Raw genomic sequence first — 19,746 nt, 5'->3', positions numbered from 1 at the left:
ATAATTAACTATGTTCTGAATAGAACTTAGTTATATATAACAACATTTCAAATAAATTACTCACAAAAATAAAATCAACTAATAAAAAATTCTATAAATGATATTCATCTTTATCGGTATTACGATGTAGAGATAAAATATTCTTTTTTTTGTTACAATATAAAACCCTGCTTTTTCTAACCTTCTAAGAAAATTTTACAATATTATAGAAAATAGACATAATTTTCATAAACTCATTTTCTACATTAAAAAACTTTCGTTTTTTTACAAAAAAACTTGTTTGAATCTCTTTAAAAATTTATTAACTTCATGTTTCATATTAATAATATATCTTTTAACTTTGTAGAAAAAGTAAAAGATGATTGATCAAAAATATTAATCGAAAACATATTTACAATAAAATAAAGCATTATTACTGTCTGTAAATACCTAGTGAAAGTTTTTTCATTAAAAGAGTCATTTTTATTTATTACCTTACATAAAAAGTTTACACTACTTTAATACTCTTTAATGTTCATGAATTAAGTTTTTATTTTTTTATTAGTATTAAGGCAAATTAATATCTCATTAAATTTGAATTAAATAAAAATCTCTCTTATTAAGATTTTTAAAAATTCAATCATATATTTAAATATTTTTAATAAATTTTTTATTAATTAAAATATAATATAGATATAGTTATGACTTAATTTGAAATATTACTGTTTATATCAAAACATTTATTTTTTTAATCATAGCTGTTTATACATCAATAAATCTAGGTTTACATCTAAGTAAAAAATTCACATAAGAATAAAACTATAGAAAAATCTTGATAAGATCAAAACTTTAATTTTACTAAAAAAACAGTAAAAAATAATTATTTTTTGGATAATTTTATGATTTATTTTTTAACCTTGTGCATCACTTGCGATCTTTATCACTTTATAATAAATAAATATGCAAAAAAAATACTTTAACTAAAAAACAATTCTTGTTATTTACTTATAATTAAAATAAATAGTTTTTTTTATTTTTAAAGTTTTATAGTAAAGATAAATGTACTTATTATATATGAAGTATTTTTATCACGATAAAAATCTAGATATTTATCTATACACTTTTATTAAAAAGAAACGATTATTATGGATTTTAATATATCAGTATTTTTTTTAGTTTTATTTTAATGAAAAATATAAACTAGATATGATATTTTATATCATATTATATCTGATAAAAAAATCAAATATAATATTATATTATTTATAATCTAATATTATATGTTAATAAGGTAGTCTCGATAATAAGCTAACTCAGACACCGTATCATAAATATCATCTAATGCTTTATGAGTATTTTTTTTCTTAAAGTTGAATAAAATTTCTGGCTTCCAACGTTGGGCTAACTCTTTTAAAGTACTAACATCAAGATAACGATAGTGAAAATAAGCTTCTAATCTAGGCATATAGCGAAATAAGAATCGCCGATCTTGAGCTATAGTATTTCCACATATAGGAGATTTTTTAGCATGTATCCATTTTGAAAAAAACGATAACGTCTGAACTTCTGCAGCTTCTTCATCAAATAAACTTTTACGCACTCGATGAATTAATCCACTATCGGTATGAGTTTTTATGTTCCATTGATCCATTAACGCTAATTGTTCTTCAGATTGGTATATAGCTAATACCGGACCTGTTGCTAAAACAGTTAGATCAGCATTAGTCACTAATGTCGCTATCTCTATAATACGATGACGCTGAGGGTCAAGTCCAGTCATTTCCAAATCTATCCAAATTAAATTATTATTATCTATTGGCATATTTTATCAAGAAAAAGGGGAAAGTTACTTAGTATACAACCTTGTCTGTTGACATTTCATTTTTTTTACAAAATCTACTTCTTAATAGATAAGAAATTTTAAAAACCCTAAAAGGAATATAAATTCAACTCGATTTGCGCTAGATTTTCGTTTAAAACAATCCAGATTATTGAATTAAAGTTCTTTGTGAATATCATTTTTTCATTTTTTTAACTTTACATTTTTATGTCATAATTCAGAAATTTTAATTTCAATAAATTATATTTAAAAGTTATACAGATAAAATCTGTAAATAATTATTAATCAAATAGAAAATATTTTCTATAAACATTTTTAACTCTATTGATGTTAATCTTTTAGTAAACTTACTATATTATATTCAATATATGTAATTATCCTAATGAGTAGAAGATATTTTCTAAGAAATAAATTAATATTTAATATAAATTTTTAATAATTCCTCATAGAACAGATGTAATCTAATAAATTGTTATTCTATTTTAATAATAAATAGTTAGAGATTATTTTAAAAACTTGATGAGTCTATATTGATGTTTTTAAATATTTTTTATAAATTTTACAAAATATTTTTATTACTTAATTAATAAATTTTAATTTTTAAAAATTAAAATTTAAACTATGTCTCTAATTTTTTTTATATAAATAAAATATAACTTTTTAATAGATTTTAAAAAAATAACATAATAACTAAAATAATTTTCTATTTTTTTTATATCACTATAAAGTATTTATTTGTTATAATTTTTAATTATTTGCGTTTGATTGAATATAGGGTTAGAATTAGAAAAAGTTAATAAATTAATTTATATTAAAAATATACAAACAAAAAAGTTATTCACTATAATATTATTCTATACTCAAAATAATCAACATTTATCTTTAAGATAAAGATGAAAAAAATAATATCATGCAAGTAATATTATATAAATAATTAAATGTTAAAAATTACTTGCTATAAAATTATGATATCAATATTTTATATCTTACCTTGCATATAAAGTTTAGTAGAAAGCTAACCTAATATATTTATTTTAAAAAAACACATAAAATATGTTAATAGTACACAATTAATAACATAATTATTTTATCATAATCAAACATTGATGTTTTTATTAATCTTAAGCTATAGATATTAATCAATTTTACGTAGTATTGAATATCAATAAACATTTGAGTGTTTTCATCAAGAAATTTATTGTATTTTATTGCATGTTTTATAAATTTAATAGAAACTAATGAATATTAATTACAGAAAAATAAAAACTGATTCAGAGGGATATTTAATTTATTCTCAAGAGTGGTCTAAATATTTGGCTGAAGAAATTGCGCGTAGAGAAAACATCACTCTTAGTAAAGCACATTGGGAAGTGATCTATTTTATTCGCGAATTTTATTATAAATATAACACTTCACCGACTATGCGAATGCTAGTAAAGTGTATGGAAAAAACTTATGGTCCAGAAAAAGGTAATAGCTTATACCTTTTCCATTTATTTCCTCAAGGTCCGGCGAAACAAGCAACAAAAATAGCCGGATTACCAAAACCAGTAAGGTGCCTTTAAAACTTCTATAAAAATACAATTCTTAAAAAGAAATATATCACACTAATAAACTTATCATGTAATATGAAACTTTTCGTTTTTTTTAAATCAGTAATTCTAATAATGAATCAAGAAACAAATACCCTTTTTTTGTTAATTTCCAATGATTTTTACTTTCAGTTATATAACCAATTCTTATTGCATTATTCAACGCAGGGCGCACTTGACACTCTTTTAATCTGGTAAAAAATCTGAACTCTTTTTTCGATACTACTTTCAATAATCTAAAACGATTCATAAAATATTCTAAAGGTAGTTCAGATAAAGATATTGGATATTGTTTATCAAGATACTCCCCTTTCATATAACGATACGGGTTACGCGTTTTTACTGTGCGTAATATTTTACCATCTTTCTGACACAGCTTACCGTGAGCACCACAACCAATACCGATGTAATCACCAAAACGCCAATAGTTTACATTATGCTGGCATTGAAATCCAGGTTTGGCGTATCCAGAGATTTCATACTGATAGTAACCTGATGATTTTAAAATTTTTTTACCATACTTATATATCTTCCATATAGTATCATGATCCGGTAAAATGGGTTTTTTGCAAAAAAATAAAGTATTTGGCTCTATAGTTAATTGATACCAAGAAATATGCGGTGCTCCGAAATTAATTGCTTCATTTAAATCATTCAGCGCCTCCAATAGGGATTGATTCGGTAATCCATACATGATATCAAGATTAAAACTATGTAACTTTACTGATGCTGCCATACGCGCTGCGTATCGGGATTCTTCTACGCTATGTTTTCGTCCAAGTTGAATCAGTTGTTTTTCTGAAAAGCTTTGTACGCCAATAGAAATACGATTAATTCCTGCTAACTGGTAATCTTTAAAAGAATTTTGATCACTCTTTCCAGGATTTGCTTCCATGGTGATTTCAGCATCTAACGAAATTGGTAATCGATCACGAATATTATCAATTAATGTTTGAATTAGTTTAGGTGAAAACAAATTAGGAGTACCTCCACCAATATATATTGTATTAATTATACGATTTGAAATTAAAGGTATATCATGATCTAAATCCGATAAAAGATGTTTAATATATTGGTGTTGAGATATCTTTTTTGTAAGTTTATGAACATTAAAATCACAATAAGGGCATTTTTTTATACACCAAGGTAAATGTAAATATAAACCAAGAGGAGGAAAATTAACCATAATTTAGGAAATCTATTAATTCATTTAATGCGCAAGTGTTAGTATGATAAAATTGTGTATTTTTTTTCTGCCAATCTAAACGTAATGGCTATAAAATACTTCAAAATAAAAATAGAGTACATTATACAAAGAAACTAATCCATGAAGATGTCAAAGAAAAAAACGAAATACATGTATATGTACATACTACTTTGACTATTTAGGATAAAACAAAAAAAAGAGTTATTAATATTCTTAAGTAGTGTAGTCGCTACTTCTTTCCCTTATATGGCAATATTTGTTAATATTAAATTTCTTCCTATAACCGAAATTAAATTAATATAAATCTTTAATGCAGTGCTAGTAATTCACTAATTTACAATGCAAAGTGCACTTTGTTAATTTTTTAAAAAAAATATAAAATAAATCTTTTTTTTGGAGGGAAATAACATCTAACGTATTTTATTATTCTTTCAATAAAGAGATTTTTTAAGATATGTGTAATTTCGTTAATTGAATTTAGTTAAATTTTTTAATTATTATTTTATATATAATTATGTTTTATTTTTTCTTTTTTAACATGAAAATATCTATAATATTTCAAAGTTAGATATTTAAAATTTTCTCTATTAACTAATAAGCGTATTTTAATTGTTTGTTGTCTTACAACATGATTTTTTTATTTTTTTCTTGTTTGAATACTTTAAAAGTATTACAGTTTTTGTTTAAAAATTCGTATTATTTTTAATATTATAACTTGGAAAGTCACTATTAATAAAAATATAGAATAAATATAAATAATTCATAAATTTATAAAACGCGAATTATAATCGATACCAGATACATGGAAATAAATCCATACCAAGATAATTAAGAAAATATAGAATGATACTTATAATCATGGCCGAAAAATCAATTCCTCCAATATCTGGCGATATACGACGAATAGGAGACATAATTGGCTCACTTAACTCATAAAGAATAACGTCTATTTGCGTCCGACCTTGACTAATCCAACTAAGAAGTGAACAAATTGTCACCATAAAAAAAATTAATTTTCCAGCTGCTTTTAATAAAGCTAAAAACCCAATTAGTAAGTAAATAGAGTCAAGTATAACAACACGAGCCTCAATAAACGTCAGTAAAGGAAATTTAATTGTTGCTAAAGTAAATGCCACGAACAATGATGCAATATCTAGAAGACGAATTGGAGGGATAATTCGATGTAATGGGGTGATTACCTTTTCAGTACTTTTGATAATAAATTGTGAAAAAACATTATAAATGCTACAACCGATAAAGTGTATCCAGCAACGTAAAAGCAAAAGCATAATATAAAGATCGATAATCGTTTTAAATACAAACGTTAACGTCAGCATGCGAAAATAATATCCTCATATAAACAAATTTTGTATTAACAAATACATACTCACAATGATTTTTTTCTATCTTTTTGAGTTTTTGACTAAATCACTCGCGTTGCTATTATTAAGATTATAAAGAATGTAATTTATTTTTATTAATCAAGATGAAGGAAATAAAATTCTAGTTTCTTTAAAAGAATAAAAATACTATATTAAATACTAATTATATTTAAAAAATATTTATTGCTTTCATCTTTTAATTTGAAAAATTTTAAATAAATATAAAAATTCATCTTGCTAGTTAACTAGGTATTTTTTATTTAGAAATCACTATAAAACTTTAATCTTTTTTAATGCAACATAACTCTACTACTTTAATCATTAATTATAAACTAAAAGTCTAATTTGAAAATATTAGATAAATAACACAAAGTTATTAGTTTCTCTTTTTTTTTTGAATATTCAAGATAATAATCTCGCCAAGTAGAAATACTATTTCTACGTAACCTACTATACTACAATTTAAATTAACCCTTGAAATAATTAAAATCAATTTTTTAATAAACCAAACTTTCTAATATAATTAGAGTCATATTAATAATGATTAATCAATGATTAATGCAAGCGACTACAATGTTATTCTTAATGTCACTATAGAATCTTATATAAAATAAAACTAGAGAGACAACTCTTAATTCCTACGTCGAAGATGTATGCTTGAAACAATATAAACTATCAGTAAACATTTAAAGTTATTTTGTTGGTAATCTGAAGATAATAACCTCTTAATTATATTTTTGAGTTTAACATGAATAATATGACCTTTATTAAGCTTTCATTTTTAACTTTTTAAGAACAAAAAATTAATTATCTCTCACCAAAAATAGCAGTTCCAATACGTAGTAGAGAACTTCCAGCTGCAATAGCTGCAGACATATCACCAGTCATACCCAACGATAAAGTATCTATTGTTGGATAAATAGATTGTAAATTTTTATATAATGTATTCATGCGATTAAAGCTTGATAATTGATCTTGAAAAATATTTGTTTTAAAAGGAATAGCCATCAAGCCACGCAAACAAAGAGCAGGGCATTTGCTAATAAATTCTGCTAATTTGAACATTTCATCCGGTAGAATTCCTCCTTTGGTTATTTCACCGCTAATATTAATTTGAATGAGAACGTTAAGCGGAATTAAGTTTTTTAGACGTTTCTCATTTAAATTTTCAACTATTTTTTTTCGATCTACAGTATGACACCAATCGAAGTTTTCTGCAATTAACCGACTTTTATTAATTTGCACATGACCAATAAAATGCCAAATAAGATCTTTAATCTTTCTTTTATCGCGTAACCAAACTATTTTTTTTATCGCCTCTTGTGCATAACTTTCGCCAAAAGATCGATGACCTGTATTTATGGCCTCTAAAATTGTCGTTACAGGTTTAGTCTTGCTTACTGCAACTAAAGTAATCTTGCTAGGGTCACGGTTAAAATTATGAGCTATTGTATAGATTTTTTTATAAACATGTTCAAAGTTTCTTTGGATTGGATTCATTTTAAAATACTTAGTATTATCTAAATTTAAGATCTAAAGTTTAATTAACTTAGTTAAACTTTAGTATAAAATATTATAAACATAATAAATTTATTTATATTTCAAATATCAAATTAACTTATATTATTTATTTAACTTTTTATAATTAGTTAAATTAACTTTAATAAAAAAAAGAAATCAACTCTAAAATTAAATATAATAATTCATTAAACAATTAAGATCTATAATAGATGGGAAAAATAAAGATAAAGTATGTTACTTATTTTTATTAATAAAATTCACCAACTAATACTTTATTATATAAATTGCATATCGATGTTTTTATATAATAAATCTAATTATCTTGTAGGTAAAAATATTACATATCAAAATTTTTTCATAAATAATTAAAACAATTATGCTTTTGATTTGATTTGTTTTTTTATTTTTGAACTAGTTGCTGAGTAAGTTAACCAGGTCTAAAAAAATGACGAATGAATAATTATTCTAATTTAATAAAAACATTTATTACATAAAATGTTTTTATTTGCTAGACAACATATTTTCTCTTTTTTTTTAAAGTAATAATTATTAATTAAAAAATCATAAAATTAATATTTTAAAATTTTTAAGCGTTGTTAAATTATTATACAGATACTCTTTTAACCATCATGTTTTCTTTCTTTTTTAACTTGAGAAATTAAACCATTTTTTTTAAGCCACATCAACAAGATGGAAATTGCTGCTGGCGTGATACCAGAAATACGAGAAGCCTGACCAAGAGAATGCGGTTTTTGTTCATTAAGCTTGGTTATCACTTCATTCGAGAGACCACCTATGGTTTTAAAATCTATCGTTGTAGGTAAAAAAGTGTTTTCATGTTGCATTTGACGTATAATTGCATCTTGCTGGTGAACAATATAACCTTCATATTTAATTTGTATTTCGATTTGATCTGTCGCTTCTTTATCTAGAAGAGGAGGCCCAAAATATTTTATAGAAGTTAAGCGACTATAACTTATTTCTGGACGACGAAGTAATTCTTCAGCGTTAACTTCTCGGGTCAGCGGGGTTTCCAATAATTGATTAAGCTGTTTGATGTTTGTGCTTTCTGGGTGTGCCCAAATATTACGTAAACGCTGGCGTTCAAGTTCAATGCATTCTTGCTTAGTAGAGAAACGAGCCCATCGGATATCATCTACCAAACCAAGTTTTCGACCAATTTCTGTTAAACGAAGATCAGCATTGTCTTCTCGTAATAGCAATCGATATTCAGCTCGAGAAGTAAACATGCGATAAGGTTCTTTCGTACCAAGTGTAGATAAATCATCAACAAGAACCCCAATATAAGCTTGATCACGTCGTGGAAACCAACTATCTTTATCTTGAGCCAATCTTGCCGCATTTAAACCAGCAAGGATACCTTGAGCAGCAGCTTCTTCATAACCTGTAGTACCATTGATTTGACCAGCAAAAAAAAGCCCGTTTATAAATTTACTCTCTAACGTAAGTTTAAGATCTTTAGCGTCAAAAGCATCATACTCAATCGCATAGCCTGGACGAACAATTTGAGCATTCTCGAGACCATAGATAGATCTTATTATTTGTATCTGTACATCAAAAGATAAGCTTGTAGAAATTCCATTAGGATAAATTTCATTAGTATTCAACCCTTCTGGCTCAAGGAAAATCTGATGCGCATTACGATCAGAGAATCGAATTACCTTATCTTCAATGGAAGGACAGTAACGTGGACCCACTCCTGTAATAATATTCTTATACATGGGGCTTTGATGTAGATTATTTCGAATAATACTATGCGTATTTTCATTAGTATAAGTAATATAACATGGTATTTGACGCGGATGTTCTCTTTCAGACCCAAGAAATGAAAAGACTGGTGATGGAATATCTCCATATTGCTCCTTTAATACTGAAAAATTAATACTACGTGCATCAAGACGCGGAGGTGTACCAGTTTTTAATCGATTTACCTTTAAGGGAAGTTCGCGTAAACGATAAGATAAAGAAGTTGCAGACGAATCTCCTGCTCTACCACCTTGATAATGATTTGTTCCAATATAAATTTTTCCATCAAGGAAAGTTCCTGTAGTTAAAATTACCGCTCGAGAATAAATTTTCAACCCTATTTTAGTAACAACGCCAATCACTTTATTATTTTCTATTATCAAATCTTCAACTGATTGCTGAAAACAAGTTAGGTTGGGTTGACTTTCTATTGCCGAACGTACCGATTGCCAATAAAGCACTCGATCTGCTTGTGCCCGAGTAGCTCTTACAGCAGGTCCTTTACTAGTATTTAGCATCCTAAATTGTATTCCAGCTTTATCGATTGCTTGAGCCATTAATCCACCCATAGCATCAATTTCTTTAACTAAATGTCCCTTTCCAATACCACCAATTGCTGGATTACATGACATTTGTCCAATCGTATCAATATTATACGTCAGTAAAATAGTTTTACATCCCATCCGTGCTGATGCCATAGCTGCTTCCGTACCAGCATGTCCACCACCAATAATGATAACATCAAAGTCATATGAATAAATCATATTTAAAAACCCCGGGCAAGAATTTAGTGTAGTTTGCAGCTTACAATACAACTTTCCCTTATTAAGTTAATTTTTACAAAGTAATTAAAATTTATAAAAAATTTAAAAGAAGTGAAGAGCTCAATTAATTTAAAAAATCTTTTTAATTTTTATTATTAAGGTTGTGTATTATAGTGAGTAAACTAGTTAATGTAATAAGATACAAGGGATTATCTATGTATTAAAGCTGTGAATGAACTGTGTTAATCCGTAGTATAAGTTAAGATTTTTTAAATTGTTATATCTAACAAAAACATGTTTCTTATTATTATACATAACATAAACTCAGGTTATCCTCATCTTTGTTAAGAGTTAAAGTTATTGAAGAATGAATACTAAATTAATCTAGTTTTATTCTTTTATATTATAAAAACGTTTTACTTGACTTTCAAATAAGTTATGAGCAATTAATATTAATTATAATATGTTTAACTATTTTCGAATATAGGGGGGGCTGGGTTGACAATAACGAAATTTTAAATGGGTAACATAAAACAATATTTACACTATATTCGTCGTTTATAGAAAAGTGTATTTAAATAATAGTAATGATGTTATTATTAGTTAATAGTATTAATTGCTTTGATAATCATTAAAGATAAAAATATTTCTATGCCGCAACTTGATCATAGCAGTTAGCAAGTGTTTATATTTACTTTTATCATCTCGAAAATTATTGATTTTTATTTTTTTATTTATTGAAATCTTTTCAAGATTTAAATCAAAAAAAAATAATTTATGCCGCTCTATCTAGGTACTAACTCACTCGCAACTACTACTTATAGTAAAAATATATAATAATATTATCACACATATCAAACATATTGGGTACTCTCCAGGAGTAAACAATAAGTTATAGATTAACGTGAGTAGTTTTTAAAAAAATATCGAAGTATGGTGTCAAATTTAAATTGATTTTTATATAAATAATTGTTAATAATAAATATGTATAATTTACTATGATTAATTTTAATTTTTTTATTGTTAATGATTTTTTATAAGTTGGTATTTAATTGATCAACTAATTTTTTAAAAAAAAGTAAACAATTAATTGTAGTAAAATTTGTTTTTATTAGAGTTAATGTAAGAAATCCTTCCTATTTTAACTGGCATTGTAATTATTAACTGCACTGTAAATCAGAATTTAGTTCCTTATGTTATATTAAAGATAGATTTTAAGTTTTTTTATATTAACTAAATTATGAATTTTATTGGTTTTCTGTTTCAATTGTGAATTGAAAAACATATTTTTCTGGTCAAAATGTAAAAATGACATAGATAAAATCTTTTATTTTTTCATTAATCTTAGTGAGATGTACTTAAATCAAACAATATTTGATATTAGACGTTTTCTAAAATTAAGAGTAAAATCTTTATCTAATAAAAAAAATTTTAATTTCCAGAACATATATATTCCTAAAATACGGAAAAATCTACAAACCCCCTTTCCCTTGTTCAATAATAAAGATTGTTTATAATAATTTGATAAATATTTAATAATTTTAATTAATAAAGACTTATTTAATAATAGTAAAAAACATATATTACTTGTAATATATATTTTCTGCCTCCCTTAAAATAGCAGCTATGAAATTTTCTAAATTATAGTAACAAAAAGAAGCTAGACATGTTTTTCAACTAAAATATGAATCTCAATTTATAGACTAATTGCTCAAGTAATTATAGACAGATTTTTGCTCTGTTATGTGCAATTAATAATTAATGCATTAAATTACAGCATTTAAACTCAGTGTTACGTTCAATCATAAAATATTTAAGAAGTGTTTTTTATTATTGATTTTTCCATGATGTCTTTAATGTTGTAAAAATATATTAGGTTTTTAAATCTAAAACTATAATTATAACTTACAAAAAATTTTTATAAATAAATCAATAAGATAAAGAGATTATATATCAACATTTATTATATGTTTAACATATAAACAATTTAAGTTCTATAAAAAATTTTAGAGAATTTAATTTTTCTAAACAAGATAAAGTTAAAAACTTATTCTAATCATAAATTTTTAAAAACAAAAAAAATAAACGTAAAAATATTATAATCTATAATTTATATCCTAAATAAATAATATTTATTAACTAGTATAACTGTTACAATTATGATGATTACAAAATAAAAATACTCTATGGTTAAAACAGCAAAGAAGTTAATTATTTTAGTAGATGGTTCATTTTATCTCTACAGAGCGTATTATGCCTTCCCATCCTTGATCAATAGTAAAAATGAATCTACCGGAGCAATTTATGGCGTGTTGCATATGCTAAGAAGTTTGATGATAAAGTGGCAACCAAGCCAAATTGCAGTGATCTTTGATGCTCCAAACAAAACCTTTCGACATCAATTATTTAAGGATTATAAAGCTCATCGCGCTCCCATGCCGGATGATTTAATTAGTCAGATTAAACCTTTACATGATATGATTAAAGCCATGGGGTTATCATTGTTAGAAATCAATGGTTTTGAAGCCGACGATATTATCGGAACCCTTGCTATTGCGGCAGAACGTAGTGGTTTAGAGGTACTGATTAGTACGGGCGATAAAGATATGGCTCAATTAGTATCGAATAATATTAGTCTCATTAATACTGCTTCAAACGTTATTTTAAAACCAGAAGATATAAAATTAAAGTTTGGGGTACCGCCACAGCTGATAAGTGATTATTTAGCATTAATAGGCGATAAAACTGACAATATTCCAGGTGTTCCTGGAATAGGAAGAAAAACAGCACAAATTCTCTTAGAAAAAATAGGTGGAGTGAAAATTTTATATAAAAAACTTGATATAGTTAGCGATTTAAGCTTTCGCGGAGCTAAAACTATCGCTAATAATCTTAAAAAATATCAAGAAGTCGCTTTTATTTCTTATGAATTAGCAACGATTAAAACAGATGTTCCTCTAGACTTTTCCTATACAAAGTTTGAAATAGAAGAGCCTAAGATAGAAGTATTAATTTTCTTGTTTCAGCGATATGAATTCAAGTTTTGGATTAATGAATTGAAAAATATGAAATGGCCTTTTGGGTTAAGAAGTCGCATGATACTACCATCAACGTTTATTAATTCACCCTGTCCGAAATTTGTGATTTTAACTGAGAAGTTGTCGAAATCTGAATCCATTATAATTGATAATATAGTTATTTTAAAGGAATGGATATCTATAATTCGTAAAAATGGTATTTTTTATTTTAATACAAAAACATATAGAAATGATACGTTTACTACTAATATAATGGGTTTTTTCTTTGCTATTCAATCTGGTGAAAAAGCTTACCTTCCGATTGGACATAACTATTTAAATGTACCGAAACAACTTGACCTTTCAGTCGTTTTATCGGTTTTAAAACCTATATTAGAAGATTCAACAATAAACAAAATTGGACAAAATTTAAAATTTGTTTATAAGATCTTAGAACAATATAACATAAAACTAACTGGTATGAATTTTGATACTATGTTAGAATCCTATATAATAGACAGCGCCGCTTCGGGCGGTCACGAGATAGATGTATTAGTTCAACGTTTTTTACAAGATTTTTTTTGGGATTCTAAGAAAAATGTAAGAAAAAAATCTAATCAGACAATATGTAATACAACATCGATAGAAAAAGCTATGATGTATGGTGGTAAAAATGCAGATGCAATACTGCTTCTTCATAAAAAGTTATGGTCGCGTATTAATCAAATTCCAAAAGTGAAAAAGGTATTTGAGACAATTGAAATGCCATTAGTTCCAGTTTTATCTCGCATTGAGAACATAGGTGTATTAGTTGATCAATCTATTTTAGCTACATATTCATTAGAACTTTCTAAGCGATTAGAAAAACTAGAAAGAAAAGCTCATCAATTAGCAAAAGAATCCTTTAATCTCTCTTCGAACAGAGAGATTCAAATGATTTTGTATGAGAAACAGAAATTACCTGTACTTAAAAAAACTTCTACAGGTTCCCCTTCAACAAGTCAAGAAGTATTAACAAAGTTAATTACAAATGATCCAATTGTAAAGATTATATTAGAGTATCGCAGATTATATAAACTAAAATCTACCTATGCAGATGGATTACAAAAGATGATTCATCCGTCATCGAAACGAATCCATACGTCTTATCATCAGGCTATCACCGTTACAGGACGACTTTCTTCACGAAAGCCTAACTTACAAAACATCCCTGTACGTGATGATGAAGGTCGGCATATTCGTAATGCATTTATTGCTACACCTGGTACTTTATTCATAATTGCGGATTATTCACAGATTGAACTACGTATCATGGCACATATTTCTCGCGATGCTACATTATTGAAAGCTTTTTCTGTTAACAAAGATATTCATTCTGTTACTGCGTCTGAAATCTTTAATATATCCATAGAAGAAGTTACAAAAAATCATCGTCGTATTGCAAAAACAATTAACTTTGGTTTGATATATGGTATGAGTGCTTTTGGTTTATCTCGTACACTTTCCATAATACGCGCCGAAGCTGAAAAATATAAAATTCTTTATTTTAATAAATATCCAGGTGTTCGTGAATATATAGAGCGCATCTGTCAAGAAGCTAAACTTCGTGGATACGTTGAAACGTTAAATGGTCGTCGAATATATTTACCAAATATCTGTTCATCTCATGGTATGCATAAAAAAGCAGCAGAGCGAGCTGCGATTAATGCTCCCATACAAGGTACAGCTGCTGAAATTATAAAAAAAGCAATGATTACAATAGATAATTGGTTACAAAAAGAGCTGTTGCCAATACGGATTATTATGCAAGTACATGACGAATTAATTTTTGAAGCACAACATGATTTCGTTAAATATGCTTTAATAAAAATTAAAAAAATCATGGAAGATTGTTTTGAATTAGATATTCCACTAAGAGTAGATATAGGTGTTGGAAAAAACTGGAATGATGCACATAACTTTCATTAATCATTTGAAGAAGTTTTTTATTAAAAATAGGGTTGATATAGGTTCAGATTAATACTACAATATATCACATAAAGTATATGGATGTCTCAATGAAGATAATATAAAATATTTACTTAAAAAAATAAGGACATGGTATCTTAAATAGATTTATCTAATTGCGATTAATTACTAACAACTATAGGTTTATCATATAAAAACTTAATAATTATTACGTTTTTGATAAACTAAATAAGTTTATAAAAATATTCAACTCGTTACGTTAGGTTATTATTAATAATCAGGTGATTAGCTCAGTTGGGAGAGCACCTCCCTTACAAGGAGGGGGTCGGCGGTTCAAACCCGTCATCACCTACCACTTAATTACTTCTAAAAAAAAGTAAAAATTTTTTTAAAAAAAAGATATTGCTTGTTTACACAAAATAAATTAAAATTTAAAGTTTTATTTATATAATAAATAATTTTATTTTTTTTTAACAAAAAATTATTTAATATAGTTTATTTTTAATATATAAAATTTTTTATATCATAAAAATTAATTTAATTCTTGTTAAATTATCAATAAGAATATGTAATATTTTAATATACTGATTTACTATAATTATTAATACTATACATATTTTTTTTGCGAGGTAAAACCTCATCATGTGTATGATCAGAAGAGGATAAAACATGAACATTTCTTTTTTTTTCATGTCCTTATTATCTCGATCAAAATAATTTTATTAATATGTTATAAAAAAATAATTTTAATCTTATTTTTTTACGTTCTTTAGACAAAATAAAACTTATAGTTTATAACTATTGATAAGTAATTCAAATCCTCTGAACTTCTCTTAAATGTCTAATATGTCGTTTTTAAAAAAATATCATTTAGTTTATTAAATTTTTTCTTATAAAATTAGAATTAGCTACATTTAATAAATGTTAACTGAGTAACACAATTTCTATTTTTAGTGATTGAATTTTCTTGTATCAGATTTACTAAAGTTTTTAACTTTATTATTATTTTTTTATTGTTTTATCGAAATAATTTTAGTTTCCATTTATTGTATATTTGACATAAAGGTGAAATTTGTATCATACAAAAAAATATATATACTGTTAATAATAATAAATCTATAAGTATGCAGACATCTGAGGTTTTAAACCCGCAATATCTCTAATAATTTCACATTTATCAGTTTTTTCCCAAGGAAAATGATCTCGACCGAAATGACCGTAACTTGCGGTTTCACGATAGATTGGTTTTAATAAACCCAACATTGTTATAATTCCATAAGGGCGAAGATCAAAACATTTAAGTACTAGTTTTGCTATATTTTCTAACGAGATCTTTTCAGTTCCAAAGGTTTCGATAGTAATAGAAGTTGGTTTTGCTATTCCAATAGCATACGATATTTGAATTTCACAACGTTTAGCTAAACCAGCCGCAACGATGTTTTTCGCTACATAACGAGCAGCATAAGCTGCAGAACGATCAACTTTAGAAGGATCTTTTCCAGAAAAAGCACCACCACCGTGACGCGCCATCCCCCCATAAGTATCGACAATAATCTTACGCCCAGTTAAACCACAATCACCCATTGGTCCACCTATTACAAAACGACCCGCGGGATTAATAAAATATTTTGTGCGAGCAGAAATCCATTCTCTAGGAAGAACAGGTTTAATAATTTCTTCCATTACGGCTTCTTGTAAGTGTGATAAAGAAATATGCTCAGAGTGTTGTGTTGATAACACTACCGTATCGATACCTATTATCTTACCTTTTTCGTAAAGAAACGTCACTTGACTTTTAGCATCTGGACATAACCATGGTAAGGTTTTGTTTTTTCTGACTTCGGACTGACGTGCTACTAGACGATGTGCATAAATGATTGGCGCTGGCATTAGTGCATCAGTTTCATTAGTAGCATAACCAAATATTATTCCCTGATCACCTGCTCCTTGCTCCATTGGATCTTTGCAGGATAAGCTCTGCGTGATATCTGGAGACTGTTTTCCAATTGCATTCAATATTGCGCAAGAATTAGCATCAAACCCCATATCTGAATGAATATAACCGATATCTCGAATGGTAGCGCGGGTTAATTCTTCAATATCGACCCAAGCGATGGTACTAATTTCTCCACCTATAAGGACCATTCCTGTTTTTACATAAGTCTCACAAGCGACGCGTGCATTAGGATCTTGTGTTAAAATAGCATCAAGTACAGCATCAGAAATTTGATCTGCAATTTTATCAGGATGTCCTTCTGAAACAGATTCAGATGTAAATAGGTTTTTAACCATCTATTTTTACCTTGAGATATAGTGTAAAGATGACCGCTTATTGCTGAATACGATATAAGATCTATACCTGATCTTATAATAATTAGGCTTTATATGCCATTGATAATATCAAACGATATTGTGTTAGCTTAATAAATATGTTTACTTAAAAAAATAATATATGTTTTTATATAAAACATGATTGTAAACATTGTCAAGTAAGAAACTTATTTTATAACTAAACTTTAACTACTATTATAAAATATAGATATTTTAATCGAGAACAATATGAAAAGATTAATTGTCTAAAATATTTTGAGACTAATCATTATTGCTGATTATGTTATAATTTAGAGGGGAATAGGTGAAAATATGTAATTAAAAAAATAGAATGTAATATAAGTGTAATGTATTAGATTAATTGTATTTATATATAACTAAATATTATTAATAACATAAAGTATTATTTTTAATAAAAAGTTTTTATTCATATCTATTTACTAGTATACTAAAAAATAGTTGTATCCTAACTATTGTAGGATATGGGCTTATTTTTTATCAAGTATAAATAATTTCAATGTTTTATAAAAAATACGATTTTATCGTATAAACAATATCGAATATAAAGTATGTTTTTATTGTATTATTTAAAATTTTATTAAGATTTTTTTTAAACTAGAAATTACACTAAAGTGTCATTTATTAATGAAATATAGAGTGTGATAATAAAACAAGTAAAACGTATTCCATATTTTTTCTGTAGCTATGCAAGTAAATAAAAGAAAAATTTATATAATAATTTATATATTACTTGTTTAAATTGCTCGCAATTTGTTTGTAACAATTATCATTTTTTATCTGAAATTGGATTGTTAGTTGGATAATTAAATAGATTGATTGCTGAGAATATGCGATCTTAATTTAGTTCATTGCTTTAAAAGAAGTGTATTTTATTCATTTTATTAAAATTCGTCAATTTTTAAAAAAATACATTTTCCCAGCATTAAAAACTGGGAAAAAGAAAATCTAGTGATTTAGACAACCAGCCCGGTAATAGCAGAAGATAAGACACTAACTAACGTAGAACCGTAAATTAATTTTAATCCGTAACGGGATAGAACATTACCTTGACGTTCGTTTAGTCCTTTAATTGCACCAACAACAATTCCTATGGAAGAAAAATTTGCGAACGATACTAAAAAAACTGATAAAATACTTACTGATCGAGGAGATAAATAGATAGCGACTTTTTGTAGATCCATCATAGCTACAAACTCATTAGATACTAGTTTAGTGGCCATAATGCTTCCTACTTCTAAGGCTTCATGTCCTGGTACGCCGATAATCCAAGCTATAGGAAAGAAAATATAACCAAGAATTGCCTGAAAAGTAATGCCAAATAATAGATTAAATAATGCATTTATAGCAGCAATTAAAGCAATAAATCCCATAAGCATTGCTGCAACTATCACTGTTATTTTAAATCCAGCAATAATATATTCTCCTAACATTTCAAAGAAGCTTTGGCCTTCATGACAAAGATCGCTGATTTGTAAATCTTCTTCTTTTTCAACTTGATATGGATTAATTAAAGATAAAATAATAAAGGTACTGAACATATTGAGTACTAGTGCTGCTACGACACATTTAGGAGAGATCATACTCATATAAGATCCAACAATAGACATGGATACTGTCGACATTGCTGTAACAGCTAATGTATATATACGCTGTTCTGACATTTTACCTAGGATATTTTTATAAGCAATAAAGTTTTCAGACTGGCCAAGAAGTAATGAACTAACAGCATTAAATGATTCTAATTTTCCCATTCCATTTATTTTAGATAAAACACTACCAATAATGCATATTATAAAAGGAAGTATACGTATATGCTGAAGAATGCCAATTAATGCTGAGATGAATATTATAGGACATAATACTTCCAAGAAAAAGAAAGCTAATCCTTGTTGGCTCATGTTTCCAAAAACAAAAGAAGTTCCTTCGTGAGAAAAACTTAATAATTGCTTAAGTAATTTAGATAAACCCTGAACAAACCCCAGCCCGATTTTGGAATTAAGGAGAAAATAAGCAAGAAAGATTTCAATTGCTAATAGTTGAATAATAAAGCGAACGCAAATATTTTTACGATTGTTGTTTACAAGCATTGCTAATATTATTACTACAATAAGCACCAAGATAAAATGTAAAATACGGTACATAGTTGCTCCAAATTTGAGTCAGGGAGAGTTCATTATTCATTCTATGTAACGGTGAATATAAAACGAATTATAACTGGCCGATACAATAAAATCTTGAAAGCATCATTAAAGATAAAAATATTTTAAAGTGGAAACTTATAATTATACTACATGTAGTATAATTTGTTGATTTTTACATAATATTCTATTTTTATTAAAATCGTTCAATACTAAAAT

At 26.5% G+C, this 19,746-nt stretch carries 9 protein-coding genes and 1 tRNA gene; 3 read left to right on the top strand and 7 right to left on the bottom strand.

The features are described from left to right. Positions 1-1,255: 1,255 nt before the first annotated feature. Complete coding sequence (gene orn, locus A35E_RS00805; protein ID WP_014888776.1) at positions 1,256-1,801, bottom strand: oligoribonuclease; 546 nt, start codon at positions 1,799-1,801, stop codon at positions 1,256-1,258. Between the two features lie 1,256 nt (positions 1,802-3,057). Between orn and A35E_RS00800 the strand changes: the two genes are divergently transcribed. Next, complete coding sequence (locus A35E_RS00800) at positions 3,058-3,384, top strand: TusE/DsrC/DsvC family sulfur relay protein (protein ID WP_014888775.1); 327 nt, start codon at positions 3,058-3,060, stop codon at positions 3,382-3,384. A gap of 82 nt (positions 3,385-3,466) precedes the next feature. Here A35E_RS00800 and hemW read toward each other — a convergent pair whose 3' ends face one another. The 4 genes from hemW to mnmG form a co-directional block, all read right to left on the bottom strand. Further along, entirely contained in the window at positions 3,467-4,597 is a 1,131-nt protein-coding gene (hemW, locus tag A35E_RS00795; RefSeq protein ID WP_014888774.1) for a radical SAM family heme chaperone HemW, read from the bottom strand. A gap of 803 nt (positions 4,598-5,400) precedes the next feature. Then, complete coding sequence (locus A35E_RS00790; protein ID WP_014888773.1) at positions 5,401-5,955, bottom strand: YggT family protein; 555 nt, start codon at positions 5,953-5,955, stop codon at positions 5,401-5,403. Positions 5,956-6,807: 852 nt separating this feature from the next. Further along, the gene (locus A35E_RS00785) at positions 6,808-7,500 is read right to left on the bottom strand and encodes a YggS family pyridoxal phosphate-dependent enzyme (RefSeq protein WP_014888772.1); all 693 of its coding nucleotides are present in this window, start codon (positions 7,498-7,500) and stop codon (positions 6,808-6,810) included. 641 nt (positions 7,501-8,141) lie between these two features. Then, positions 8,142-10,052 (bottom strand): tRNA uridine-5-carboxymethylaminomethyl(34) synthesis enzyme MnmG, encoded by a 1,911-nt coding sequence (gene mnmG / locus A35E_RS00780; RefSeq protein WP_044105083.1) that lies wholly within the window; start codon positions 10,050-10,052, stop codon positions 8,142-8,144. A gap of 2,186 nt (positions 10,053-12,238) precedes the next feature. Between mnmG and polA the strand changes: the two genes are divergently transcribed. Both polA and A35E_RS00770 read left to right on the top strand, forming a co-directional pair. Further along, complete coding sequence (gene polA, locus A35E_RS00775) at positions 12,239-15,037, top strand: DNA polymerase I (RefSeq protein WP_014888770.1); 2,799 nt, start codon at positions 12,239-12,241, stop codon at positions 15,035-15,037. A gap of 279 nt (positions 15,038-15,316) precedes the next feature. After that, a tRNA-Val gene (locus A35E_RS00770) sits at positions 15,317-15,392 on the top strand. A 761-nt stretch (positions 15,393-16,153) separates the two neighbouring features. Here A35E_RS00770 and metK read toward each other — a convergent pair. After that, entirely contained in the window at positions 16,154-17,329 is a 1,176-nt protein-coding gene (gene metK, locus A35E_RS00765) for a methionine adenosyltransferase (protein ID WP_014888769.1), read from the bottom strand. Positions 17,330-18,342: 1,013 nt separating this feature from the next. Continuing rightward, entirely contained in the window at positions 18,343-19,530 is a 1,188-nt protein-coding gene (locus A35E_RS00760) for a NupC/NupG family nucleoside CNT transporter (RefSeq protein ID WP_014888768.1), read from the bottom strand. Between the last annotated feature and the right edge of the window lie 216 nt (positions 19,531-19,746).

Source organism: secondary endosymbiont of Heteropsylla cubana (assembly GCF_000287355.1).
Classification (GTDB): Bacteria; Pseudomonadota; Gammaproteobacteria; order Enterobacterales; family Enterobacteriaceae.
This window is presented reverse-complemented; position numbering and strand designations above follow the sequence as displayed.

Excerpts from the sequence above, each read along its gene's own strand:
- hemW (WP_014888774.1), bottom strand. The coding sequence starts at position 4,597 with ATGGTTAATTTTCCTCCTCTTGGTTTATATTTACATTTACCTTGGTGT.
- polA (WP_014888770.1), top strand. The coding sequence starts at position 12,239 with ATGGTTAAAACAGCAAAGAAGTTAATTATTTTAGTAGATGGTTCATTT.
- A35E_RS00790 (WP_014888773.1), bottom strand. The coding sequence starts at position 5,955 with ATGCTGACGTTAACGTTTGTATTTAAAACGATTATCGATCTTTATATT.
- orn (WP_014888776.1), bottom strand. The coding sequence starts at position 1,801 with ATGCCAATAGATAATAATAATTTAATTTGGATAGATTTGGAAATGACT.
- A35E_RS00760 (WP_014888768.1), bottom strand. The coding sequence starts at position 19,530 with ATGTACCGTATTTTACATTTTATCTTGGTGCTTATTGTAGTAATAATA.
- mnmG (WP_044105083.1), bottom strand. The coding sequence starts at position 10,052 with ATGATTTATTCATATGACTTTGATGTTATCATTATTGGTGGTGGACAT.
- metK (WP_014888769.1), bottom strand. The coding sequence starts at position 17,329 with ATGGTTAAAAACCTATTTACATCTGAATCTGTTTCAGAAGGACATCCT.
- A35E_RS00785 (WP_014888772.1), bottom strand. The coding sequence starts at position 7,500 with ATGAATCCAATCCAAAGAAACTTTGAACATGTTTATAAAAAAATCTAT.
- A35E_RS00800 (WP_014888775.1), top strand. The coding sequence starts at position 3,058 with ATGAATATTAATTACAGAAAAATAAAAACTGATTCAGAGGGATATTTA.